This window comes from Vreelandella lionensis (assembly GCF_002087295.1).
GTDB lineage: Bacteria > Pseudomonadota > Gammaproteobacteria > Pseudomonadales > Halomonadaceae > Vreelandella > Vreelandella lionensis.
The window spans coordinates 1-24,779 of record NZ_MWVI01000087.1 but is presented as its reverse complement, the minus strand read 5'-3'; the positions used below and the strand labels follow the sequence as shown (position 1 = coordinate 24,779).

The following is a 24,779-nucleotide window of genomic DNA, read 5'->3' as shown; positions in this document are numbered from 1 at the left end:
GCCCCGTTAATAGCAGCCTGTATACTACAAGAGATTGTAAGGATTGTTTAACAGTGGGCGGCTAGGTAGGGCAAGCGATGGCGAAGAAGGTACTGCAACTGTGTCTTTCCGATGGTAAAGGCGGAATGGAGCTATACGTAGACCGGGTGATAGAAGACCTGCTGGCGGAAGGTTGGGACGTCATCGGCATCTGCCTGAAAGACAGCAAGGTAGAAACTTACATGCAGCGCAACGGAGTGCCGTATAAGGCCTTTGCGAGCAACGGGCAGGCGCTGGTCAACCTGCTGTCGATACGCCGCTGGTTGAAGGAGGAAAATATCTCCGTAATTCACTGCCATAAATCGAGTGATCTACGCCTCACTACGCTGTTAAAAGCGCTGCCAACCGACGCTAAGAATAATTTATACAGATCACGTGGGCGGGCAGCGCCCTAAAAAAAGCCCCTATCACCGCGTTGCCTATGGCAGCGTTGATCGTGTGCTGTCTATTAGCCAAGCAACGTATCAGCGTAATATCCGCAATTTACCGCTTCCTCAGGAGCGGGTGGTTTGCTTGCCCCACGGAGTCGATATCGATAAGTACCAGCCCAATCGTGACCCTGCCGCTATTACGGCTAAGCGTGAAGCGCTGGGTGTGCCGGCAGACGCGGTGCTCATCGGGCTTCCGGGCCGAGTGACGCCTGGCAAAGGGCAGGATGTCTGGGTAAACGCACTGCTAGCGCTTGACCCCACGCTTTACTTTTATGCACTCTCTATCGGTGGCACTGACTATGCGTCAGGTGGCGTGGAAGCGTTCTATGCCGAGCTGCAGCGCACCATCGCGGGCACGCCGCTGGCGGATAAAATCACCTTTCTAAGGCATCGCAGTGACCTGACGGATATTTTGCCCGTGCTGGATGTGGTGTGCATTCCTTCGGAAAACGAAGCGTTCGGCCTGACCATCATCGAATCCATGGCCGGTGGGATGCCGATCATTGGCTCGAATACCGGGTCGTTGCCGGAGCTAGTGGATGCTGATTCCGGCGTGTTGGTAGGCCCGTTTGACGTGCCCGCCTGGCGCGATGCCATGGACACGCTCCTTCGTGATGCGGCCACACGTCAAGCCATGGGGCGTGCCGCGCGGCGGCGCGTCGAGGAGCACTTCAGTAACAAGCAGCACGTGAAGCGCTTAATGGAGATTTACACGGCGTCTGCATAGCCTGCGTAAAGCGGTGCCATCAGGTTTTCCACTTGGCCATGGGCAAACTTCACCACCGAGCGCTCCAGCCGCTGCAGGTTGCTTGCCTGCCACTTGCCCTGCGGGCGCAGGCGGCAGCGGTCGAGATCGATCAGCCAGGGCTTGCCAGCCTCATCCACCAGAATGTTGCGGGCGTTGAGGTCCACGTGGTCCAGGCCTTCTTGGTGAAAACGCTTGATCATTGCGCCAACGCGCTTTAATAGCGCCTCATCAGCCTCGCCATTGGTGAGCAGTGAGGCCAGTGCCCGAGAGCCGGAAATGCGCACGGTCAGCAGTGCCGCCTCATAGGTCAGCCCAAAGCGTGTGACACAGCAGGCCACTGGGCGAGGCACGGGAAGCCCTTGCTCATACAGCGCGGCGGTCAAGCGCACTTCACGAAACGCTCGTGTGCGCTCTGCCCCCAGCCAGACATAGCGTTGCTTGCTGACCTTGGCGATGAGCCCGCCGCGCTGGTAAGGGCGCAGCACCCACTGCTCGTGGTCGCGTGCTTGCAGGAACAGGCTGCTGCCCCCGGCCAGGTGCTTCGCCGACTACCAGGCCTTGCGCTTGCCAGTAATCTGACTCGAACAGCGCCGTGCTCAGTGGGTGAGTCGGGGAGGACAGTTGGTGTGATGCGCAGCGTCACTTAAACTGTCTGCATCATGTAAAATCAGCCCATTTTTCTGCTGGAGTGCCGCTAAGCGCATGAAGCCCTCTCTGCCTGCTCAACCAAACCATATTGCCATTTTGCGCCTCTCCGCATTGGGAGACGTATGCAATCTCGTGCCCACGGTGCGAGCGTTGCAGCGCCAGTGGCCGAACGCGCGCATTACCTGGATTATCGGCAAGGGGGAGCACAGTTTACTGGCCGGGCTTTCCGGGGTCGAGTTCGTCGTGTACGACAAATCGACGGGGCTCTCCGGCATGCGCGCTATCTGGCGCGAACTGGCCGATACCCGCTTCGATGTGCTGCTGCATATGCAGCAGGCCATTCGCGCCAGCGTGCTCTCGCTCGGGCTTAAAGCCAATGTGCGCGTCGGCTATGACAAAGCCCGTGCCAAGGACGCCCAGCACTGGTTTACCCAACACCAGCTAGCCCCCCATGCCAACGCCCATGTGCTGGAGTCGTTCATGGATTTTGCGCGTCTGCTGGGCGTCGAAGACGACCGCCTAGAGTGGAATCTCGCGGTGCCCGCAGTGGCCTATGAGGAAGCCCGCGCTATTAGTGGCGATGCGCCTTATTTGGTGATTAACCCTTGTAGCAACGCGCGGTTGCGCAACTTCCGCAACTGGTCGGTGGAAGGCTACGCCAGCGTGATTGAACACGCGTGGGTGCAGCACGGTCTGAAGAGCGTACTCACCGGTGGCGGCAGCCCGCTTGAGCGGGAAATGGGTGACCATATCGAAGCGCTCTGCCAGTCAGGTAGCGTGATCAACGCCATTGGCAGCACCTCGTTGAAAGGCGTATTGGCGCTGATCGATAACGCCCGCGCGGTGATTGCGCCGGATACTGGCCCGGCTCATATGGGCAACGCCATGGGCACGCCAACGCTTGGCCTTTACGCCACCACCAACCCTCAGCGGGCCGCCCCCTACTTGTGGCGCGATTTTGCCGTCAATGCCTACCCCGATGCGGTACGCACCTACCTGCATAAATCGGTGGACGAGGTGAGCTGGGGGCAGCGAGTACGCCATGCCGATGCCATGGACTTGATCAAGGCTGACGATGTGATTGCCAAGCTAGACGCGCTGCTGGCGCATACCGCAGCGCAGACCACAACAGGACCCTCGGATGAAAGTTGATTTAACCGCCCTGGAACATGCCCGCGTACTGGTGGTAGGCGGCGTCATGCTCGACCGCTACTGGCACGGCGGCACCTCGCGGATCTCCCCAGAAGCGCCGGTGCCCGTGGTACGCGTGGAAGATGCCGACGACCGCCCCGGTGGCGCAGCCAACGTAGCGCTCAACGTGGCGTCATTAGGCGGCATGCGGCACTGGCGGGCGTGGTGGGCGAGGATGAGAATGCCGAGCTGCTCACCAAACGCCTGGCTGCATCTGATGTAAGCACTCACTTTCAGCGCAGTGCCGAGATTCCCACGATCACCAAGCTGCGAGGGATGAGCCGTAACCAACAGCTGCTACGCTTGGACTTTGAGCAGCGCCTCGACAGTGTGGATACCAGCGGCCTGCTGACACAGGTTGAGCAAGCCCTGCCTGAGTGTGACGTGGTGATTTTATCGGACTACGGCAAGGGCACGCTCAACCAAGTGGAGCGGCTGATCGAGATGGCTCGCCACCACGGCAAGCGAGTGCTGATCGACCCCAAGGGCCAAGACTTCACCAAGTACCGGGGGGCCAGCTTGATTACCCCCAACTTAACCGAGTTTGAAGCCGTGGCAGGCCCTTGCGCCACCGACGCCATACTGGCCGAGCGAGGCGAAGCGCTGCGTGCTGAACTTGAGTTAGAAGCGCTGCTGATTACCCGCAGTGAGAAGGGCATGACGCTGATTCGTGAAGGCCAAGCACCGCTGCACCTGCCCACCCGTGCCCAGGAAGTGTTTGATGTCACGGGGGCCGGCGATACCGTGATTGGCTTGATGGGCCTGGCCCTGGCCGCTAACCATGCGCTGCCGGAAGCCATGATGCTGGCCAACTTGGGCGCGGGCCTGGTGGTGGCCAAGCCGGGTACCGCCACGCTCTCCATTGCCGAGCTTTACACCGCGCTGCATGGCGACAAGCTGGCCGAGTTCGGCGTGATCGAGCCAGCGTCTCTGGTCGATGCCGTTCGCGCTGCGCAGCTGCGCGGTGAGCGGGTGGTGATGACCAATGGCTGCTTCGATATTCTCCACGCAGGCCATGTGGCCTACCTGGAGCAGGCCAAGCGCCTGGGTGACCGGCTGGTCGTGGCGGTGAACGATGATGCGTCCATTGGCCGGTTGAAAGGGCCGAAGCGCCCCCTCAACCCCTTGAACCGAGGATGCAAGTGCTGGCCGGGCTCGGTGCGGTGGGTTGGGGGGTGCCGTTCAGTGACGACACGCCCGCCGCCCCGCTTGAGCAAGTACTGCCGGATACCCTGGTTAAAGGCGGCGACTACCGCCCCGAGGATATCGCTGGCGGCAGCGCCGTGATTGCCAACGGTGGCGAGGTGAAAGTGCTGGGCTTTGAAGATGGCGTTTCCACCACGGCGATGATCAGCTCCATTCTGGACCGCGAAAGTTAATGGCAGCCCCCCGCTGGCCACGGCTGGCCTACTCAGCGGCGCTGTATGGCTTAGCGCCGCTGATTGGCTGGCGCATCTGGCGTGAGCAAGTGCCCACTTACTCACGGCTCCAGCGGCTGGGGTTGTGCCTCGAACCGCTGCCGCCCCCACCGCGCATTTGGTTGCACTGTGCCTCGGTAGGCGAGGTACGCGCTGCCCGCCCGCTGATCGAAGGGCTGCTGGCGCGCTTTCCCCACTATAGCCTGCTGTTGACCACCATGACCGCCACCGGTGCCCAGCAGGCGTTGGCGCTGATAGCAGAACAGGGCGCTCCCGATCAGCCTCGTCTTGCCCACCGTTTGCTTCCGCTGGATTTCCCCGGCTCGGCCAAGCGCTTTGTGGCCCGCGTACAGCCTGAGCTTGCCATCCTGTTTGAAACCGAGCTGTGGCCCAATCTGCTTCACGCCTGCCACCGGCAGGCGGTGCCTGTTGCAGTGGTCAACGGCCGACTATCGCCCCGCGCGTTTGCCCGCTACCAGCGTCTTCGCCCGCTGATGCAGAGCGCGTTAGCCAACGTGACGTGGCTTGCCGCCAAATCGTCAGAGGACGCTGAGCGCTTTCAAGCACTGGGGTGTGCGGCTGAATCCACCACCGTGGTGGGGTCGCTGAAGTTTGAACAGGTACTGCCTGAAGAGGCGTTGGCGGAAAGTGAGCACTTACTTCAAGCTTGGGGAGAGCGACCCGTCTGGGTCGCGGGCTCGACCCGCGATGGGGAAGAAGCGCTGCTGCTTACGGCCCACCGGCAGTTGCTCAAACGCTTTCCAGACGCACTGCTGGTGCTGGTGCCTCGCCACCCTCAGCGCTTTGACGAGGTGGCGGCACTGTGCGAGCGCGAGGGCTGGAAGGTCAGTCGCCGTAGCCAGCAGCAACCCGTTACACCCGCCACCCAGATTTACCTGGGCGATACGCTGGGCGAGCTGTCAGCGCTGTACGGTGCGGGGAGCGTGGCCTACGTGGGCGGCAGCCTGGTACCGCTGGGTGGGCACAACGTGTTAGAGCCTGCCGCACTGGGTAAGCCCGTGCTGTGTGGGCCGTCGCTGGAGAACTTTAGCGATGTTGCCGAGCCGCTGCTGGCGGCCAAGGCGCTGACCGTGGTTGATTCCGTAGCAGCGCTTGCAAGCGCCTTGGCAGAGTATATCGCTTGCCCTCAGCGTGCTCGGCAGGCGGGTGAGGCAGGGCAGGCGGTGATCGAAGCCCATCGCGGGGCGCTGTCGCGCACCCTGGATGGGCTTGGCCGCTACTTATAGCGCCGTGCGCTCTACGCCATCAGTCTTGCCCAGCAGCAGTATGTCGGCGCCGCGTGCGGCAAACAGGCCGTTGGTAACCACGCCGACAATGGCATTAATGCGCGCTTCCATGGCGACCGGGTCATCAATCATAAAATTAAAGCAGTCGATGATATGGTTACCGTTATCGGTCAGCGCCACCTTGGCGATACACGGGCTCGGCTCCCAGCTTGACCAACTCCCGCGCCACGTAGGAGCGCGCCATGGGAATCACCTCCACCGGCAGCGGAAAGCGGCCTAGCTGTGCCACGTATTTGGAACCATCGGCGATACAGATGAAGCGTTTGGCGCAAGCGGCCACAATCTTTTCTCGGGTCAGCGCTGCGCCGCCGCCTTTGATCATATGTAAGTGAGCATTTACTTCGTCCGCACCATCGATGTAGAAAGGTACGTCGCCCACATGGTTCAGTTCAAATACTTCAATACCCAAGGCCTTAAGGCGCTGGGCACTGGCTTCTGAGCTGGCAACCGCTCCCTTGAACCGATCGCGCAGAGGGCCTAAACGGTCAATAAACAGATTGGCTGTCGAGCCAGTGCCAATGCCCAGCACCGTGTCTTTATCCAGGTGAGGCTCTATTTCGCTAATGGCGGCATCCGCCACGGCGGCTTTTAGTTCATCTTGTGTCATGATGGTTCCAGTATCAGGAGAGGCAGTCGCCCTTAGTATAACGACCTAATCGCTGGCTGCCGATGGAAACGCCGCTAGACGTTGCTAGGCGTAATCTGCTACCAATAAAGGTTTTGTTCGCACCCGTCAGGGTCACGTCATTTTTCTGGGATGTCAGCATGCTCGAAGCAACCGTCAAAAAGATCCTCCAAGCCCGCGTTTATGAAGCCGCTTGTGAGACGCCTATTTCTCCCGCTCCCTTTTTGTCGCGTCGTTTCAACAACCAGATTTTGATTAAACGCGAAGATTTACAGCCGGTGTTCTCGTTCAAAATTCGCGGGGCCTACAACAAAATGGCTCAGCTAACAGAAGAGCAGAAAGCCAAAGGCGTTATCGCTGCCTCGGCGGGCAACCACGCCCAGGGTCTGGCCATGGCGGCTAAGCTGATGGGCGTGAAAGCGGTCATCGTTATGCCGCGCATCACCCCAGACATCAAGGTTCAGGCGGTGCGTGCCCGTGGGGGCGAAAGTGGTGCTAAAAGGCGATGCCTTTGCCGCCGCCGCCGAGCATGCCCAGGAGCTGATCAAAGAGCACGGCTACACCTATATTCCTCCGTTTGACGATATCGACGTAGTGGCAGGCCAAGGCACCATTGGCGTTGAGATTCTGCGCCAGCACAGTGGCCGGTTAGATGCGATTTTTATCCCCGTAGGCGGCGGCGGGCTGATTGCCGGGGTGGCTGCCTATGTGAAGTACCTTCGCCCGGATATCAAAATCATCGGTGTGGAAGCGGAGGATAGCGCCTGCTTGAAAGCTGCGCTGGAAGCCGGTGAGCGCGTGGTGCTGGATCAGGTAGGCGTCTTTGCCGAGGGTGTGGCGGTGGCGCAAATTGGCGAGGTCCCGTTCTCGCTGGTGCGTGACCTTGTTGACGATGTGATCACTGTTAACACCGATGAGATGTGTGCCGCGGTGAAAGATATTTTTGAAGATACCCGCGCCGTCGCTGAAACTTCCGGCGCGCTCTCGTTAGCGGGCCTTAAAAAGTACGTGCAGCAAACCGGGTGCAGAAGGCGAGACGCTGCTGTGTATTAACTCTGGCGCCAACACCAACTTCGACCGCTTGCAGCATATTGCCGAGCGCACCGAGTTGGGTGAGCAGCGCGAAGCCATTCTGGCCGTCACCATTGCAGAAAAACCCGGCAGCTTTAAGAAATTCTGCCGCACGCTGGGCAAGCGTATGGTCACCGAATTTAGCTACCGCTACGCCGATGATAGCGAAGCGCATATCTTTGTGGGTGTGCAGGTCAAGCCAGGTGGGGAAGATCGCCAAGCAGTAATTGATAAACTGCGTGAGGGCGGTTATCAGGTAGAAGACTTAACCGATAACGAGTTGGCGAAACTGCATATTCGTCACTTAAGCGGTGGCCGCCCCAGCGAACGTTTTGAAGAGGAGCTTTATCGCTTCGAGTTTCCTGAACGTCCTGGCGCATTGATGAACTTCTTAACTCAGCTGCCACACGACTGGAACATTTCGCTGTTTCACTATCGTAACCACGGGGCTGCCTATGGCCGCGTTCTGGTGGGCATGCAGGTGCCCAGTGAAGATCGTACCCATGTTGCGGAGTATTTAGACGCGATTGGCTACCGCTACTGGCAAGAGAGTGATAACCCCGCTTACCGGCTCTTTATGGCGTAACACTATGTAAGTGCTTACTAACGGTGCATGCCAGAGCTGCTAGGTAGAGAGGTGTTGTTGAAACGTTTAATTAAGGGGTTAAAATAGTGCTATTAGCAGTTGTCATTGAGCCCCTTATGGCCCTATAGTCGTGAGCGGAAATTAGTGAAGTGGGTCATCTTCTCAAAATGAAAAACTTGGTGACGCACTAAGGGCATTTGGCAACTGTTAAACACGTTGGAGAAGAGGCATGCGGCGTAGAAAGCCTGATATGGTGATGGCGTTAACAGTGGTGTTTTTACTCGGCGTATTAGCCACTGGATATGCGCAAGCGCTGTCAGGGAGTTAACCAACGGTTAACAACAGCGCTAACGGTATCGACGCTGCACCTGCTGGGTGAATCAATAAAACGGGCTGATCGCTATGATCAGCCCGTTTTTGTTGGTCCTTCATTGGTTGGCCGTACAACAGCAGTATCGCTGACTACCGCGTTGAGCGGGATATCCCAGGGTTCGATTGGCAGGGCATCCACCTGTTGGCAGGCATGGGCCACGCCAATCAGCGAGGGCGCAGGCCCAGGGCGACGCATAAAGGCCAAGCTGCGGTCATAGAAGCCGCCCCCCATGCCCATCCGGTTAGCGTATTGATCAAACCCTACCAGCGGCACAATCAGCGTATCCAGCGCCCAGGCAGGCAGCCGATTGTGCCGGTGAGCAGCAAAGCGCGGGGCAAGGTTCAGCAATGCCAAAGCGGTTTTTGACCATGGGCGTGGTATCGCGATAGGCAACAAACCAAAGGCTATTGGCGCTAAAGGGGCGCAGCACAGGCAAATAGATAGCAATACGACGCTGGCGCAGCCAGGGGATTAACGGTGTAGGGTCAATTTCACTATTCACCGGCAGGTAAAGGCTGATCCGTTTGGCACGACGAATTTCTGGAAGCCGTTTTAGGCGTTGGCACAGGGCCAGAGCCGCCTGCTTTTGCTGTTCGGCGGTGAGAGTGCGGCGTCGGCGTTTTAATTCTCGACGTAGTGCAGGCTTATCGCTAGGCGTGGTGTGGGTCATAAGGCGGTAGGCCATTAAAAGAGTGTTCCCCAGAATGCCGCTGTCGTTCTGGCCCTGAACCTACTGGTTCAGGTGGGTGGCCGCAGCCAAACCGTCAGGCTTTCCGACGCACGGACATGCACACGGGTCTGGCTAGCATTTGGCCCCCTGGGTACTGCGCATAGGCTCGAGGGACTATAACGACTGGCGTACACCCCAGAGAACACCGCTATCCTAACAGAGCCGCCGCTAATGCCAAAGTATCGGTTGAAGATGTTCGCTGGTTTAAGGCTTTTTGCACGGCCGGGTGCCTGCCAGTGCTCGCTCAAGCCGATCATTTAAACGGCTGAGACTGGCTTCCCCCGCGCGGTGCTCATCCAGCGCTTCCAGCAGTTCGTGGGTAATATTCAGCGCCGCCATAATCGCGATGCTCTCGCTGCCCAGCACGCTGCTCTGGGCATGAATACCGTGCATGGCGCGGTCCAAATAGCGAGCAGCGCGTTCAAGCTGGACTTCTTCGCCCGTGTCGCAGGCAATCATATAACTGCGACCCAGTAGGGTGATCTCTTTCGTTGGCCGCTTTGCGTTACTCATCAATGGCTCCAGCACGGGCCAGCAAGGGGCCCGATGCGTTAACATCACTACATAGGAAGGATAGACGGGGTTCACTATAAGAGAGCCGCTTGTGCGGGGTCAACGCGCAGGCTCGCCCGCCTATCCTCGTGGTTTTATCTTCACACTGTATAAAGCGAGCATGAATCATGTCATTGATTGACGAGCGCCAGGACTTTTCTGACGTAGCGGATGTATTTTTGTTGCACGGTAGCATGCAGTCTCCCGCGTTTTTGGATGGACGGCTGTGCGGCTTATTGGCACTGCGTGACGTGACCGCGGAAGCGTGGCTGGAAGAAGTGTGTCTCAGTTTGGGGGTAGAGCACCCCCGTGACCCGGCCAGTGCCGAGCGGCGGCTAGGCTGGCGTCGTCAAACCCTAGAAGCGCTGAGTGCCAGCGACCTGAACTACGCGCCATTTCTTCCCGATGAGCTGTTCTCTTTGGCAGAACAGGCCCAAGGGCTGAAAGAGTGGACGCTTGGCTTTATGGAAGTGGTGGATGAAGTAGCCGATGACACCCTTCGGGAGCGTTGGTCGCAAACGCTGAAAGAAGCGATTGATGATCTGGAGGGCCTTGGCCAGATGGAGACCGACATCGACGATAGCACGGAAAACGAGAACGACCTGTTTGCTTTAACCGAGCATGCCCGAATGGCGGCCATGTTGCTGTACACCGAACAGCACCCCGGCAAGCCTCAGGTTGAGCAAACCGACGCCCCCGTTCATTAATTTCCGCCCATCACGTCTGCATAGGAGCCGTTATGCCAACGCTATTGCCTCGCCCCGCTGCTGTTCATCCAAAAGATTAGCGTCAGCGCCGGGAGGCGCTCATGGCGCAGCTGCCGAGCAATGCCGCGCTGCTGGTGCCAGGGGCGTCGCTAGTGACTCGCTCCCACGACAGCGAATACCCCTTCCGCCAGCAGAGCGACTTCTACTACTTAACCGGCATTCAAGAGCCTGATGCGCTGCTAGTTCTGTTGCCAGGCCGCGCAGAGGGACAAAGCGTGGTGTTCTGCCAAGACCGCGACCCCACCATGGAGTCCTGGACCGGACGAAGGCTGGGCGCGCAGGGCGTTGTCAGCGTGCATGGTATCGACCAAGCATTCGAGAACGCTGAGCGCGACGACCTGCTGGCAGAGCTGCTGGATGGCCGTGAGCTGCTCTATGCGCCGCTGGATAACCCCGACGCGGTTAGCATCGCTGAAGAGGCGCTTGCCCATGCCCAAGCGGGCATGCGCCGGGGCAAGCCCGCACTGAAAGGCTGGCTGGATAGCCGCCCCTTGATTCACGAGATGCGCCTAATCAAAAGCCCCGCTGAAATTGCTTTGTGCCGTCACGCAGCGGCCATTTCAGCCCAGGCCCACGTACGCGCTATGCACACCTGCCAAGCCGGGCTAAGTGAATACCAGCTTCAGGCCGAGCTGGAGCACACTTTTGTGTGGCAAGGCGCTAGCGGGCCTGCCTACAGCACGATTGTGGGCGGCGGCGCCAATGCCTGTGTGCTGCACTATATTGAGAACAGTGATGTGCTGGAGGAGGACACGCTGGTACTAATTGACGCCGGTGCAGAGTTTGATCTCTACGCAGGCGACATCACGCGTACTTTCCCGGTGAGCGGGCGCTTTAATAATGCTCAACGGGCGCTTTACCAAGTAGTGTTAGATGCCCAGGTGCGTGCGGTGGATGCCATTGCGCCTGGCGCTACGCTAGCGGATATCCATCAGGGCGTGGTGCATGACCTAACGGCCGGCCTGATTGAGCTGGGGCTTTTAGAGGGAGACGTTCAGGCGCGCATTGATGACGAAAGCTATCGGCGCTTTTACCTCCATTCCACTTCTCACTGGTTAGGGTTGGATGTACACGATGTGGGCACCTACCGCTTGGATGAAGCGACGCCTCGCCTGCTTGCCCCAGGCATGGTGCTTACCGTGGAACCTGGTCTCTATATCCCTGATGAAGACGGTATTCCCGCTGCCTATCGCGGTATCGGCATTCGTATTGAAGATAACGTTGTGGTCACCGATCAGGGGCATGACATTCTCACTGATGGCGTGCCGAAACAGGTAGACGAAATAGAGCAGTTAATGGTTAAAAAATAACCAGCAAAAACGGTCTGTTTTTTTGTTTATGTAAACTACGTTACGAAATTACGCTTAGCCAAGGTGCTTGTCGTGTAAGTGCGTTATATAAGCGCGTATGAAGAGGAGAAGCCAATGCATGGGGCAGAACAGGTAACGCCTGCACAGCAGCAGTCGCCCACCCATGACATCGTGATTGTGGGCGGTGGGCTGGTAGGTGCCAGCTTGGGCTGTGCATTGGCACCGCTGATTGAGCGCTATGGCTGGCGAGTCGCCATCATTGAGGCCAATGCGCTACCGCAGAGCGCCGAGGAAACGACGTGGCAGCCGAGCTTTGATGCCCGCGCCAGCGCCATTGCCGAGGGTTCTGCTCAGCGCTTTCGTCAGCTAGGCGTGTGGGACGCGATGCAGGTCGAGGCCACACCGATACATCGTATTCATATCAGCGAGCGGGGCCGTTTGGGCGCGACGCGTCTTAATGCACAAGAGCTAGGCGTCGCTGCCTTGGGTCACGTGATACCCAACGCTTGGATGGGGCGCGTGTTGCATCAGAAGCTGCAGCAATTACCCATCGAGTGGCACTGCCCCGCCACGGTGGCACAGATGACTCCCACGGCCATCGGGCATCACTTGCAGCTTTCTGATGGCAGCGAGCTAACGGCCGCGCTGACCATTTTAGCTGATGGCGGGCGCTCGGGGCTGAAGGAGCAGCTAGGGATTGCTAGCCGCCGTCACTCCTATGAGCAAACGGCGATCATTGCCCATGTGGGCATTAGCCAGTCTCATCAAGGTATTGCTTACGAGCGCTTTACCTCCGAGGGGCCTATCGCGCTGCTGCCACTGCCGGGGCAGGCTATGGAGCTGGTCTGGACCCATGCCAGCGGTAGCGAGCAGGCACGATTATCGCTACCAGATCATGCTTTCTTGAGCCAGCTTCAGCAGGCGTTGGGCGACCGAGTCGGGCGCTTTACCCTCGTTGGCCAGCGGTTTAGCTATCCGCTTTCGCTGGTGACTGCAGAAGAACCCGTGCGCCCCGGCTTAGGCGTGCTGGGCAATGCGGCCCATGCGTTGCATCCGGTGGCTGGCCAGGGCTTCAATTTAGCGCTGCGCTCGGTGATGGATTTGGTTGAAGCGCTCTCCCAAGGTGCTCAGCAGCAGCGCTCCTTGGGAGATATGAACACGTTGCAGGCGTTTGAGCGCCGCCGCGCCCAAGACCGCGCCAATGTGATCCGCTTTAGTGACGGCTTAGTACGGCTGTTTGGTTACTCTTTGCCGCTGCTGCCCCACGCCCGTGGCGCTGGGTTGATCGGCCTTAATTTGATTGGCCCGCTGCGCCGTGGCTTGGCACGCCGCGCGATGGGCCTGGAGCGCTAACGCTCTTATCCAACGCCCTCAATGACCCAAGCCAAGGAGTGTTATGACAACGCAATCACAAGCAGCTAAGCCGCCCGTCACGTGTTTCGATGCGGTAATTGTTGGCGCGGGTATGGTGGGCGCTGCGCTGGCCGGGCTACTGGCAGAAGCGGGAATGCAGGTGGCGCTGGTGGAAGCCAAGGCATCGCCGCTGCGCCTGGATGACGTCGCTGGCGAGATTCCCGCCCCCCGCGTTAGTGCGCTGACCCCGGTGTCCCAACGGCTGCTCACGCATTTGGGCGTATGGCCTGCCATGGCGGCGGCCAGGGTAACGCCTTACCGTTATATGCAGGTGTGGGATGCTGAGGGCAGTGGGCATATTCACTTCTCGGCGGACGAAGCGGGCACCGCCGTGCTAGGCCATATTGTAGAAAACGATGTCACGCAGGCCGCGCTGAATCAGCAAGTTGCCAAGCAGCCGACCCTGACACGCTTCGATGGCGTCAGCGTGTCGGCACTGCAAACCACGGCAGCGGCCGCTGGCTGGTACTGGAGGACGGTAGGCAGCTACAAACGCCGCTGGTGATCGCTGCCGACGGCGCGCGCTCTGCCTTGCGAGCGCTAGTAGGCATCTCGGTGGCGGAGGAGTCCATGGAGCAAGAGGCGGTCGTCACCACGGTGCGCTGCGAACAGTCCCACGGCGCTACCGCTCGCCAAGCCTTTATCGGTGGTCGTCCGCTGGCTTTCTTACCGCTCACTGTCAATGGAGATGACCGCTTCTGTTCCATTGTGTGGTCCACAACGCCTGAGCATGCCAGTGAACTCACCGCTTACTCTGCTGAGGCACTGGGGCAGGCGCTTGGCGAGGCTTTCGACCATCGCCTGGGCGATGTCATGCCCGTAGATAGCGCTTATCGGTTTCCGCTGGTGCAGCGCCACGCCCAGCATTATGTGCAGCCTAACTTTGCTCTAGTAGGCGATGCCGCCCATAGCATTCATCCGCTGGCCGGGCAGGGCGTTAATTTGGGATTAATGGACGCGGCGGTATTAGCCGAAGAGGTGGTGGCGGCATGGCACCGGGGTGCCCCTTGGGGTAGCTTGGCCACGCTGAGTCGCTATGAGCGCCGTCGGCGCTTGGGTAACACGGCCATGCTGGGCTTAATGAAGGGCTTTAAGGTGCTGTTTGGCAGCCATCAGCCGGTGTTTACGCTGGCGCGCAACTTGGGGATGAGTGGCATGAACCAGCTCGTGCCGCTTAAGCGTGTGGTGATGCGGCAGGCGACCGGAGAGCGGGGTCGCCTGCCAGCGTCGTGCCGCTAGCTAGCCGCGGCGGCGATCCACTACGTTCAGCGCTTTCAGCAGGTTAAGGGCTTCGCTGAGCTGGTAGTCGTCGCGCAGCCGCTGAGACATGGCGGCGCGTTCCGGGGGCATATCGTCTTGGCTGCTTAAGTGGCCGTCTAGATCTGCTTCGCGAATTTCACGACGCCCTTCCGCGACTTCCAGGCGGCCGCGCACCACCTCGACATCCGGCTCGATGCCTTGCGCCTGAATCGAGCGGCCATTCGGGGTGTAGTAAAGGGCGGTAGTGAGCTTCAAACCTTCGCCATTGCCCAACGGCATGATCTGCTGTACCGAGCCCTTACCAAAGCTTTCAGTGCCCATGATGACGCCCCGGCGCTGGTCTTGCAGAGCGCCTGCGACAATTTCAGCCGCTGATGCGCTGCCGCTGTTGATTAGCACCACGAGCGGTATGTCGCCCGCTGGCGTATCCGGAGAGGCAGAAAACGACATTTCAGTATCCGAGAGTCGCCCTTCGGTATACACAATCAGCCCTTCATCCAGGAAGAGATCCGTCACTCCGACCGCCGCCTGAAGAACGCCACCGGGGTTATTACGCAGATCCACAGAATTAAACCTTCCAGCGGCTGATCGCGCATCATGCGCTCAATGGCTTGGCGCGCCTGCTCGGGGGTACGTGACTGAAACTGGCTGATACGCAGGTAGCCGTAGCCTGGCTCCAGCGTTTCATGTTTGACACTCTCACTGCGGATCACTTCGCGGGTGAGCGTGAACTCGCGGGGCGACTCTTCACCTGCGCGCAAAATAGTTAAACGCAGTGGCGTGCCGGGTTCGCCGCGCATTAAGTTGACGGCTTCCTGCAGCGACAGGCTGTCGGTGGGGGTGCCGTCGATGGCGACGATAATATCCTGAGACAGCAGGCCCGCCCGTGAAGCGGGCGTGTCATCAATGGGCGTGACGACCATCAGTTGGCCATTCTGGGTGCCTACTTCAATGCCGATACCGCCAAACTCGCCTTGGGTAGACTCTCGCAGGCTCTGATACTCCTCCTCGTCTAAATAGGCCGAGTGAGGGTCTAGCTCGCTGAGCATGCCGCGCATGGCATTGCGCAGTAAGGTGCGGTCATCCACTTCTTCTACATAGCCGCGTTTGATGCGCTCGAATACTTCCGCGAACGTTTGTATCTCTTCTAGTGGCAGGTCGTCGGCAACGCTGTTCGCCGGTTGGGCTGCCAAGGGTAGCGGGGCAGCCAGCAGCGCGAGCGGAAGCAGGGTAGCCAAGAAGCGCTTGGCAGGGGCCGATACCTCGGTAACAGATAGCGTCATGCGGACTCCGCTAGGCGAAAGGCAGCGCCAGCCGCGCTGCTCAGGTTGAGACGTTCATAATAAAGACATTACCACCAGCTTATCCCGTCAACGACGTGCAATCCAACGTTGCGGATTAATTGGTTCGCCACTGCGGCGCACCTCAAAGTAAAGCGAGGGGCTGGCTTGGCCGCCGCTACTGCCTACACGGCCAATTTCATCGCCACGGCTCACTTGCTGCCCCGGGCGGGCGCTGAACTGCTGCAAGTGGGCGTAGAGCGTCATGATCTGGTCACCGTGGTCGATGATCAGCAGGTTGCCAAAGCCACGCATCCAGTCAGCAAACACTACACGGCCTGTATGAACCGCTTTGACGGCACTGCCTGCTCCCGCTTGAATCACAATGCCGTTGTAGTGAACGCCGTCCCGTCGCTGAAAGCTGGCGGTAATGGCGCCCTGCACCGGCCAGGGCAAATCGCCTTGGGCGCGGGTAATGTTCGTAGTGGGGGTGGGTTCAGCCAAGCGCGCCAGTTCTGCTTGAATAGCTCTTAGCTGCTGCTCAGCCTGTTCGCGGCTTTGGTTAAGATCTGCCAAGCGGTCAGCTTCACTGCCGTAGCGGTCGTCTAGCGTCGTCACCACGCCTCGGCGCTCTTCGGTACGCTCGGCGAGCTGCGCGCTTTGGGTTTCCAGCTCGTCGGCTAGTGTATCCAGGCGAGTTTGGCGCTCGGAGAGCGCCAGTTCGGTATCCGCGAGCGCGGTATCCGGCCGTGCAATATCGTTCAAGCGCTGCTGGCGCGCCTGTGTTAGCCGGTTTAAGTAGGCCTGCATGCGGTCAAGTTCAGCGGGATCGCTTTGGTTGAGCAGCAGCGTCAGCTGGGGCGTTGGCCCCACAGCCGGTAAAGCGCGGCAAGCTGCTGACCTAGCGAGTCGTACTGGGCTGCGTGTTCACCCTCTAAGCGTTCGCGGTGCTGGCGTAGCAGGGTGGTTTCATCAGCGAGCTGGCGTCGCTCGGCCTGTAGCTGGTCCAGCCGCTGGTGGGTCTGGGCCAGCTCTGTTTCCACTTCCCTTAGCTCTTGCTGGGCGCTGTTCCGCGCTTGGTCCGTGGCGCTTAGCCGCTCGGCCATGGCGTCAATTTCTTGGCCGAGGGCATCAAGCTGCTCTCTGGCAGCCTGTTCGTCCTGCTTTGCCATCGCCGTCGACGAATAGCCCAGCATTAGCAAGGCCGTCGTTAATAAGGCCGTTCGAGCTAGCCGTTGCCACATGGGCATTACTCGAAGCGCAGCAGCGGAGTTCCGGTCATCGCCTCAGGCTGTGGCTGATTCATCATGGTCAGCAGCGTGGGGGCAAGGTCGCACAGGCGGCCATCTTCGAGCTGGGCGGCGCGCTCACCAACGTACACTAGCGGCACCACAAAGGTGGTGTGGGCGGTTTGCGGTGCGCCGGTTTCCGGGTGAACCATCTGCTCGGCATTGCCGTGGTCGGCGGTGATCAGGCAGGCACCGCCCGCGCGCTCAATCGCTTCCACCACGCGGCCAACGCAAATATCGACGGTCTCAATCGCTTTCACGGCGGCGTCGAAATCCCCAGTGTGGCCTACCATGTCGCCATTGGCATAGTTGCACACCATGAGGTCGAAGCGGCCGCTATCAATGGCTTCTACGAGCTTGTCGGTAATCTCATAAGCGCTCATTTCCGGCTTTTCGTCGTAGGTTTTAACGTCACGGGGGGAGGGCACCAGGATGCGCTCTTCACCTTCGTACTCAGCTTCGTTACCGCCGGAGAAGAAGAACGTCACGTGGGGGTACTTCTCTGTTTCGGCAATCCGCAGTTGGGTGAGGCCGCGCTTAGCGACCACTTCCCCTAGGGTGTCGGTTAAGTCGGTGGGCGGAAACGCGGCTGGCGCGGCGATGTCCGCTGCGTAACGCGTCATCATGACCAAGCCATCACCGGCAAGCGTTGGGCGCGCACGGCGCTCAAAGCCGGTGAACTCTGCATCGGGGAAGGCGCGGGTCAGCTCACGAGCGCGGTCGGAGCGGAAGTTTAGGAATATCGCTGCGTCGCCATCTTGTAATGTGATGGTGTTACCGTTAACCGGCACGCTCGTCGCCGCCACAAATTCGTCGGTTTCACCGCGCTGGTAGGCGTCGCGTAGTCCGCTTTCCGCGCTGGTGGCGGTGTAATCGGCGTGGCCGTCGGTGAGCAGGCGGTAGGCTTGCTCAACGCGCTCCCAGCGGTTGTCGCGGTCCATGGCGAAGAAGCGGCCAATGATGGAAGCCACAAAACCGTTATCGGCACCGACCAGCTCGGAAAGGCGGGCGTTGGCGCGCTCGATAGACGCCAATGCGCTTTGCGGCGGCATATCCCGGCCCTCTAGAAAAGCGTGCCCGTAGATGCGCTGGGCACCGCGCCGCGCTGCCAGCTCGGCCATGGCGATAAAGTGATCTTCGTGGCTGTGAACGCCGCCTGGAGAGAGCAGGCCCAGCAGATGCACGGCACGGCCATTGGCGACTGCTGCGTCGATGGGCTTGGTGAGCACCTCGTTGGTATCCAGGTCGCCATCTTCAATGGCTTTGGTGATGCGCGTGAAGTCATGGTAAACGATATGCCCGGCACCCAGGCTCATATGGCCGACTTCGGAGTTGCCCATCTGGCCGTCGGGTAGCCCCACATGACGGCCATCGGTATGCACGAAGGCGTGGGGGCGGTTAGCCCACAGTGCGTCCATCACAGGGGTGTTGGCTGCAGCGACAGCGTTGTGGGCGTTGTCGGGGTTGTGGCCGTAGCCGTCTAGGATAATCAGCGCAACGGGGCGCGGTGCAGATGTTGTCATTGAAAATTCCCTCGTTTGTGAGTCAGCCAAGCGACGTGAGGTGCAGTTTGAAACGATGGTGAGGGCGGCTCAGCCAGTTTTCAGACAACACCTGATAATCGGGGTCGCGACAGGCGCGCGCTTGGGGCATCATAACGCAGGCAGCCGTCGGGCGTCATGGCCTGCGCGGTATGCCCTGTGACGTGTATACTTGTCGCGTTTCTGAGGGCGGTTAGGCCGCTTTTTTCTGCATAGACCAAGAGATTGTGTTCGCGATGATCGATCAGCTGTTCGAATTCGTAATGAACCACCCCCACCTCGTGGGGGCATTTTTGCTGGTGCTCATAGCGTGGATTGTTTATGAAACGCGTAGTGCCGCCTCGAATGCGGTGTCCTCTCCCCAGGCCACTCAGCTCATCAACCGCGAAGACGCGGTGGTGCTGGACATTCGTGAGAGCAAAGACTTCAAAGCCGGGCATATCGCAGGCGCTCGCAATATTCCCCAAAGCAGCCTTGAGAGCCGCATGAACGAGCTGGATAAAGTGAAAGCCCAGCCAATCATTGTGGTTTGCAAGCATGGCCAGAGCTCTGGCGCTGCCCAGGTAAAGCTGGAAAAAGCGGGCTGTGAACGGGCGATGAAGCTGCGCGGCGGCATGATGCAGTGGCAGTCGGATGGCGTTCCGGTGGTTAAGAAGTAAACGAGAGCATAGGTAGCTGCGCAGCTGCGCATATTTTTATTGGATGAACAATTAGGAGTATCCCATGGCGGAAGATAACAACACCCCGCAGGCAGGCGCCGCAGAAGGCGAAAAGCCCCAGCTGAAATTCTCGTTACAGCGTATTTACGTGAAAGACATTTCCTTTGAAGCGCCGAACTCTCCTTCTGTGTTCAAGCAGGCGTTCCAGCCGAAGGTAAATCTGGACCTCAACACCACCAGCCAGAAAGTGGCCGATGACCAGTACGAAGTGGTCGTCAAAGTGACCGCGCAGGTCAACGACAGCGAAACCGGCACCACCTCGTTTTTGGCGGAAGTCGAGCAGGCGGGCCCTGTTCCGTATTTCAGGCATTGAAGGTGCACAGCTTGAGCAAACGCGGGGGCGTTCTGCCCTAACCTGCTGTTCCCGTACGCCCGTGAGTGCGTTGATAACCTGGTCAACCGTGGCGGTTTCCCGCCGCTGATGCTGGCGCCCGTTGAATTCGAAGCCATGTACGCCCAGCGCAAGCAGCGCGAAGCGCAGCAGGCAAGCCAAGCGGCTGAGAACACGCACTAAGCCATGTCCGATTCGCCAAACGCGGCTGATTGGGTGGCGCGGCACGGCAAAATGCCGCGCCTCTATGTGCCTGCTGAGTTTTCAGCGGGCACTACCGTAACGCTACCCGAAGGCCCTGCTAAGCACGTTACTCGCGTGCTGCGCATGGGCGAAGGGGCACCGCTGATCTTGTTTGATGGCGCAGGCCAAGAAGCAGGCGTTCAGCTGGCGGAGGTGGGGCGTAAGCACACCACTGTTACTGTTGAGGCGGTGTGGTCAGGCAGCGGCGAGTCGCCGCTGGCGGTGCATCTTGGGCCAAGCGATTTCCAAGGGCGACCGCATGGATTACGCCATTCAAAAAGCCGTTGAGCTAGGTGTAGCGGCGATTACCCCGCTGTATACCGAGCGGGGCGATGTGCGTTTGAAAGGCGACCGCGAAGAGAAAAAGCTGGCGCACTGGCAGGCCGTGGCGGCCAGTGCCTGTGAGCAGAGCGGTCGGGCGGTGGTGCCGCCTGTTCACCCCCCGCAGGCGTTAGGTGAGTGGCTGGCCGAGCGCCAAGAACCGCTGCGCTTGATGCTGCACTTAGCGACGGGTAACGGCTTTGCTCAGGCAGAGCGGCCCGCGTCCGCCGCGCTGTTGATTGGCCCAGAGGGTGGCTTAAGCGATACGGATATTCAGGCCGCTATCGCTAGCCACTTTACGCCCCTGACGCTGGGGCCACGGGTGCTACGCACCGAAACGGCTCCTGTTGTCGCGCTCACGCTGCTGCAGCACCACTACGGCGATTTGTAAGCGCTTACTATCAAACCGCTGCCGTGTTTGTTGCGGCAGCGGTTTTTTTGTACCCAGCGCTGGCGTCATTCGACGCCGCTTTGCCTTGCCTAGGCAAGGTACCATAATGAAGATCTACTTCTTGTAAGGACGGCACCCATGGTCCGTGAGTCACACTCCACCCCCCGAACCGCCAGCGATGCATCTGCCCAACTGGGCGATGTGGCCTATTTAACCGTGACGGCGGTGAACAGTACCGGAGCCTTTCTGCGTTGGGGGCAGCCCAAAGACGTGCTGCTGCCCTATAGCGAGCAGCGCTTTCGCCCCGACCCCGGTAAGCGGGTGCTGGTGATGTTTTATAGCGACGACCAGGGGCGGTCGGTCGCTACCATGCGTCTTGACCGTTTTTTAACGGACGACGCATGGGCGCTAGAGAAAGGCGACGAAGTCGATGTGGTGGTGGCCGATCGCACGGACTTAGGCATGAAGGTAGTGGTCAATCACCGCTACTGGGGGCTGATCTACGAGGACGATATTACTCAGCCACTGCGCCGTGGGCAGTCGCTGAAAGGCTTTGTGAAACAGCGCCGCGAGGATGGCCGCGTGGATATCTCACTGCTACCGCCCGGCGCGGCCCGCCTGGATGTGGTGGGTGATAAAGTGCTGAAAGCGCTGCGTGAGAGCGGCGGCTATCTGCCGCTGGGTGATAAAAGCTCGGCGCACGATATCAAAACCCGCTTGGGGGTTAGCAAGAACGCTTTTAAGCAGGCGATTGGCCGGCTCTACAAGCAGCAGCTAATCACTCTGGCGCCAGATGCGATTCGCCTAGTGCCCGGTGCGCTCTCCGACCCGGCGGATAAATAGCCGCAGTTGGAGCCGTGCCAGCAGTGCGGCATACTGATGACCTATTGATCCTCCATGGACTGTATTTCGATGAGCCAATCAACGTTGCATCTCGGTGTGGTGATGGATCCCATCAGCGACATCGCGTACAAGAAAGACACCACCTTAGCCATGCTGCGGGCCGCTCAAGAGCGCGGCTATACGCTGCACTACATGGAGCAGGACGACCTGTTCTTACAAGCGGGCAAAGCCTACGCGCGGATGCGCCCACTCACCGTGCACCGTAACCCAGAGCACTGGTACGACCTGGGCGAGGCGACTCAGCGCCCGCTGGCCGCGGGGGATGGGGTGCTGATGCGGAAAGACCCGCCGGTGGATGCGGAGTTTATTAACGCGGTGCATCTGCTGGGCTTTGCCGAGCGCGAGGGCGTGTTGGTGGTTAACCCCACTGCTGCGCTATTGCAGTGTAATGAGAAGCTCTTTGCCCAGCAGTTTCCCCAGTGCTGCGCGCCGACGGTCGTCGCGAGCCGCGATGATGTGCTACGCGCCTTTCATGCCGAGCATGGCGATGTGATTTTCAAGCCGCTCGACGGCATGGGTGGCACGGGCATTTTTCATATCGGCCCCGATGGCCGCAATATTGGTGCGGTGATTGAGCAACTGACGCTGCGTGGTCAGCGCCAAATTATGGCTCAGCGCTACCTGCCGGAAATCAAAGATGGCGATACGCGGATTCTCTTGGTCGATGGTGATCCGGTGCCGTTTGGCCTAGCGCGAATCCCTTCGGCGGGCGAAACCCGCGGCAATCTGGCCGCAGGCGGTCGCGGTGTGAGCCGTGAACTGACCGAGCGGGACCACTGGCTGATTCAACAAGTGCAGCCGATGATTCGCGAGAAAGGCCTGATGTTTGTCGGCCTGGACGTGATTGGCGACTACATCACGGAAATCAACGTGACGAGCCCCACCTGTGTCCGTGAGATCGACGATCAGCGCGGCACCGATATTTCCGGAATGCTGTTAGACGCTATCGAACGTCGCTTGGCCTAATCGGTGAACGTTCTATTCGCCAAATGACGTAAGGCTTGCCGAGCCATCGGCAAGCCGTAGGAGACGCATGCAAAGCTTAAAACACCACTTTTTGATGGCCCTGCCCCACATGGAAGACCCTAATTTCACGGGCAGCCTGATTTATTTATGTGACCATGACCACAATGGCTGTATGGGCGTGATTCCAACCGCCCGCTGGAAATTACCCTGGATGCGCTGTTTGAGCAGCTCTCACTCGGCGGTGACGACAGCCCCCACCGCAACGCGCCGGTCTACTACGGCGGCCCCATGCATAAAGATCGCGGCTTTATTCTTCACGTTGGCGACAGCCAAGCGTGGGACTCCAGTGTACAGGTGGAAGATGGCATTGCGCTCACTACCGCCATGGATATTCTCCAAGCGCTGGCGGATGGCACTGGCCCCGAGCACTTTCTGGTGTGCTTAGGCTGCGCAGGCTGGGAAGTGGGCCAGTTAGAGGACGAGCTGAAAGAGAACGCCTGGCTAACGGTAGAGGGCCAAAGCAACGTGCTGTTTGATACGCCCCCAGCTGAGCGCCTTACGGCCGCTGCCGGTATTCTCGGGGTTGATTTAAACCTAATGACGCGCAACGCAGGGCATGCATAAGCGTGGGTTTGGATGAGGCGTAAGTGGTATGGCGGATAACGGGCAGCGCCTGATATTGGCGTTTGATTTTGGAACGCGGCGCATTGGCGTTGCCGTGGGTAACGAGCTGCTGCACAGTGCGCGGGAGCTGACGCCGCTGCCCGCGCGTGACGGCATTCCTGACTGGAACGTGGTCACACGCCTTATTGAAGAGTGGCAGCCAGACCTGTTCGTCGTCGGTTTGGCGCTCAATATGGACGGAACCGAATCGCTCATGAGTACCCGGGCGCGTAAGTTCGGCAATCGCCTGCATGGACGCTACGGCAAACCCTGTGAGATGGTCGATGAGCGTGGCTCGACTCAAGAAGCCAAGCAGATCGCCCATGCGGCGGGCCACCGAGGCAGCTACCGAGAAGAGAGCGTGGATGGCATTGCCGCTGTGCTGATTTTGGAAGGTTGGTTCGCCCACCAGGAAGGCCTTCCCGGCGGGCGGAGCGCCTACTAATCCACTGCTGTATTAACGGTCTAGGGTGCCAGTTTGGGAAGGCACGAACCAGCGGACCGGGCGCAGGTCTTTCTCAATCAGGTCATCCACTTTTAGCAGCGTGGCAAAAATCGCCATCCGCATGGGAATGCCATTATCGGTTTGGCGGAAAATCGCCAGCCGCGGGTCGCCGTTCAAATCGACGTTCAAATCATTAGCGCCTGGGCGGCTATCGCGGGGAAGCGGGTGCATCACGATCGTGCTTTAGCTACAGCGCTGGTCAAGAAAATCACGGTTGACCATAAAGTCGTCGGAAAGCCCCTGGAAACTCTCGTTCATTTCATCCGTAAAGCGCTCTTTCTGAATGCGGGTGCTGTACACCACATCCAAATCGGCAAAGTCACTGGCCAATGAGTCGCGCTGCGCAATGCGATGCCCGCGAGAAGCCACCAGATCAATTAAGTAAGAAGGCATCTCCAGTCCTGGTGGCGACACCAGCGTAATACGCAGCGGGTCATAGAGTGATAGCAGCTTAATCAGCGAATGCACTGTGCGGCCGTATTTCAAATCACCGGTCAGCAGAATATGCGCACCGCTTAAGCGTTTGCCTAATCGCAGAAACTCTTTATCAATCGTATAAAGGTCCAGCAGGGCTTGACTTGGGTGCTCGCCTGGGCCATCGCCACCATTAATGACGGGCACATGGGTGGCGGCGGCGAATTCGGCTACCGAACCTTGGTCTGGGTGACGCATCACAATCGCATCGCAGTAGCCGCTCATTACACGGCTGGTGTCGTTAAGCGACTCGCCCTTGGCCATGGAAGAGAAGGTAAAGCCTGTGGTGTCGCACACGCTGCCCCCCAGTCGGCAGAACGCGGCATTAAAGCTCACCCGTGTGCGAGTGCTCGCTTCAAAAAACAGGTTGCCCAACACTGCACCTTCCAACACCCGTGTGACTTGGCGGCGGCTAGCAATCGGCTCCAGGCGTGCCGCCACGCGTAACAAGTGATCAACGCTCTCGCGGCTTAATGAATCGACAGTTAATAGGTGCTGGCTCATCATGGACCTCATCTTTGGTGGGCGTGGGTTGAAGGTGGCAGCTATATAGAGTGCTAAGTGTAACCGCCAAACTAGATGTGCCGAAGCGGTTTCCATTGCTCTATAGAAGAGGGCAGATAAGGAGGCAGAGACTTTTTTCGACTATTTGATAATTAGCTCTTGCCAACCCGGCCGCGAATC

Annotated in this window: 13 protein-coding genes, 1 other RNA gene and 12 pseudogenes; 17 read left to right on the top strand and 9 right to left on the bottom strand. The window is 59.2% G+C overall.

The features are described 5' to 3' along the window. The first annotated feature begins 77 nt into the window (after window positions 1-77). Window positions 78-434, top strand: coding sequence for a glycosyltransferase family 4 protein (locus B4967_RS19635; protein WP_243470578.1), 357 nt, complete (start codon window positions 78-80; stop codon window positions 432-434). After that, window positions 415-1,197: a glycosyltransferase family 4 protein gene (locus tag B4967_RS13080; RefSeq protein ID WP_243470577.1), complete on the top strand. Its 783-nt coding sequence runs from the start codon at window positions 415-417 to the stop codon at window positions 1,195-1,197. The genes B4967_RS19635 and B4967_RS13080 overlap by 20 nt, the downstream gene beginning before the upstream one ends. Here the strand turns inward: B4967_RS13080 and B4967_RS13075 are convergent. Continuing rightward, window positions 1,179-1,703: a 3-deoxy-D-manno-octulosonic acid kinase gene (locus B4967_RS13075; protein ID WP_422821858.1), complete on the bottom strand. Its 525-nt coding sequence runs from the start codon at window positions 1,701-1,703 to the stop codon at window positions 1,179-1,181. The two genes, B4967_RS13080 and B4967_RS13075, sit on opposite strands and share 19 nt — an antisense overlap. A 217-nt stretch (window positions 1,704-1,920) precedes the next feature. On the opposite strand from B4967_RS13075, the gene B4967_RS13070 reads away from it, so the two are divergent. The 3 genes and pseudogenes from B4967_RS13070 to waaA all read left to right on the top strand — a co-directional run bounded on the left by B4967_RS13070 (window position 1,921) and on the right by waaA (window position 5,722). Then, complete coding sequence (locus B4967_RS13070; protein ID WP_083025663.1) at window positions 1,921-3,018, top strand: glycosyltransferase family 9 protein; 1,098 nt, start codon at window positions 1,921-1,923, stop codon at window positions 3,016-3,018. Continuing rightward, window positions 3,008-4,436: pseudogene (hldE, locus tag B4967_RS13065) on the top strand (bifunctional D-glycero-beta-D-manno-heptose-7-phosphate kinase/D-glycero-beta-D-manno-heptose 1-phosphate adenylyltransferase HldE). Before B4967_RS13070 ends, hldE begins: the two are co-directional and overlap by 11 nt. Continuing rightward, window positions 4,436-5,722, top strand: coding sequence for a lipid IV(A) 3-deoxy-D-manno-octulosonic acid transferase (gene waaA / locus B4967_RS13060; RefSeq protein ID WP_083025662.1), 1,287 nt, complete (start codon window positions 4,436-4,438; stop codon window positions 5,720-5,722). The pseudogene hldE and the gene waaA overlap by 1 nt, the downstream one beginning before the upstream one ends. Here the strand turns inward: waaA and rpiA are convergent. Further along, a pseudogene (rpiA, locus tag B4967_RS13055) lies at window positions 5,717-6,389 on the bottom strand (ribose-5-phosphate isomerase RpiA). The gene waaA and the pseudogene rpiA sit on opposite strands and share 6 nt — an antisense overlap. Window positions 6,390-6,547: 158 nt before the next feature. On the opposite strand from rpiA, the pseudogene ilvA reads away from it, so the two are divergent. Next, window positions 6,548-8,064: pseudogene (gene ilvA, locus B4967_RS13050) on the top strand (threonine ammonia-lyase, biosynthetic). A gap of 406 nt (window positions 8,065-8,470) precedes the next feature. Here the strand turns inward: ilvA and B4967_RS13045 are convergent. From B4967_RS13045 to B4967_RS13035, 3 genes and pseudogenes are all read right to left on the bottom strand, one after another. Next, window positions 8,471-9,107 (bottom strand): annotated as a pseudogene (locus B4967_RS13045) (5-formyltetrahydrofolate cyclo-ligase). 22 nt (window positions 9,108-9,129) lie between these two features. Next, a non-coding RNA gene (gene ssrS / locus B4967_RS13040) (6S RNA) lies at window positions 9,130-9,312 on the bottom strand. Window positions 9,313-9,371: 59 nt separating this feature from the next. Beyond that, a complete protein-coding gene (locus B4967_RS13035; RefSeq protein WP_083025660.1) occupies window positions 9,372-9,680 on the bottom strand; it encodes a cell division protein ZapA in 309 nt (102 codons plus the stop codon). Between the two features lie 167 nt (window positions 9,681-9,847). Here B4967_RS13035 and B4967_RS13030 point away from each other — a divergent pair, with 167 nt between their 5' ends. From B4967_RS13030 to B4967_RS13015, 4 genes and pseudogenes are all read left to right on the top strand, one after another. Then, window positions 9,848-10,426, top strand: a complete 579-nt coding sequence (locus B4967_RS13030) for a UPF0149 family protein (protein ID WP_083025659.1) — start codon at window positions 9,848-9,850, stop codon at window positions 10,424-10,426. Between the two features lie 32 nt (window positions 10,427-10,458). After that, a pseudogene (gene pepP / locus B4967_RS13025) lies at window positions 10,459-11,796 on the top strand (Xaa-Pro aminopeptidase). Window positions 11,797-11,910: 114 nt separating this feature from the next. Then, window positions 11,911-13,149 carry a 2-octaprenyl-6-methoxyphenyl hydroxylase gene (gene ubiH / locus B4967_RS13020; protein ID WP_083025657.1) on the top strand — a complete coding sequence of 413 codons (1,239 nt, stop codon included), beginning with the start codon at window positions 11,911-11,913 and terminating at the stop codon, window positions 13,147-13,149. A 43-nt stretch (window positions 13,150-13,192) separates the two neighbouring features. Beyond that, window positions 13,193-14,448, top strand: a pseudogene (locus B4967_RS13015) (UbiH/UbiF/VisC/COQ6 family ubiquinone biosynthesis hydroxylase). Here B4967_RS13015 and B4967_RS13010 read toward each other — a convergent pair. The 3 genes and pseudogenes from B4967_RS13010 to gpmI all read right to left on the bottom strand — a co-directional run bounded on the left by B4967_RS13010 (window position 14,449) and on the right by gpmI (window position 18,561). Continuing rightward, window positions 14,449-15,752: pseudogene (locus B4967_RS13010) on the bottom strand (S41 family peptidase). It lies immediately after the preceding pseudogene. A gap of 87 nt (window positions 15,753-15,839) precedes the next feature. Then, window positions 15,840-16,999, bottom strand: a pseudogene (locus B4967_RS13005) (murein hydrolase activator EnvC family protein). Beyond that, window positions 16,999-18,561 carry a 2,3-bisphosphoglycerate-independent phosphoglycerate mutase gene (gpmI, locus tag B4967_RS13000; RefSeq protein WP_083025656.1) on the bottom strand — a complete coding sequence of 521 codons (1,563 nt, stop codon included), beginning with the start codon at window positions 18,559-18,561 and terminating at the stop codon, window positions 16,999-17,001. The pseudogene B4967_RS13005 and the gene gpmI overlap by 1 nt, the downstream one beginning before the upstream one ends. A 254-nt stretch (window positions 18,562-18,815) precedes the next feature. Here gpmI and B4967_RS12995 point away from each other — a divergent pair, with 254 nt between their 5' ends. The 7 genes and pseudogenes from B4967_RS12995 (at window position 18,816) to ruvX (ending at window position 23,561) form a co-directional block, all read left to right on the top strand. Further along, window positions 18,816-19,238 carry a rhodanese-like domain-containing protein gene (locus B4967_RS12995; protein WP_083025654.1) on the top strand — a complete coding sequence of 141 codons (423 nt, stop codon included), beginning with the start codon at window positions 18,816-18,818 and terminating at the stop codon, window positions 19,236-19,238. Window positions 19,239-19,302: 64 nt separating this feature from the next. After that, window positions 19,303-19,812, top strand: a pseudogene (gene secB, locus B4967_RS12990) (protein-export chaperone SecB). Window positions 19,813-19,815: 3 nt separating this feature from the next. Continuing rightward, window positions 19,816-20,584, top strand: a pseudogene (locus B4967_RS12985) (16S rRNA (uracil(1498)-N(3))-methyltransferase). Window positions 20,585-20,722: 138 nt separating this feature from the next. Further along, entirely contained in the window at window positions 20,723-21,427 is a 705-nt protein-coding gene (locus tag B4967_RS12980) for a CvfB family protein (RefSeq protein ID WP_083025653.1), read from the top strand. Window positions 21,428-21,496: 69 nt separating this feature from the next. After that, window positions 21,497-22,453: a glutathione synthase gene (gene gshB, locus B4967_RS12975; protein ID WP_083025651.1), complete on the top strand. Its 957-nt coding sequence runs from the start codon at window positions 21,497-21,499 to the stop codon at window positions 22,451-22,453. A 67-nt stretch (window positions 22,454-22,520) separates the two neighbouring features. After that, window positions 22,521-23,077 (top strand): annotated as a pseudogene (locus B4967_RS12970) (YqgE/AlgH family protein). A 28-nt stretch (window positions 23,078-23,105) separates the two neighbouring features. Continuing rightward, on the top strand, window positions 23,106-23,561 hold the full coding sequence (gene ruvX / locus B4967_RS12965; RefSeq protein WP_083025649.1) for a Holliday junction resolvase RuvX: 456 nt from the start codon (window positions 23,106-23,108) through the stop codon (window positions 23,559-23,561). A 12-nt stretch (window positions 23,562-23,573) separates the two neighbouring features. Here ruvX and pyrB read toward each other — a convergent pair. Next, window positions 23,574-24,599 (bottom strand): annotated as a pseudogene (gene pyrB / locus B4967_RS12960) (aspartate carbamoyltransferase). Window positions 24,600-24,779 lie beyond the last annotated feature (180 nt).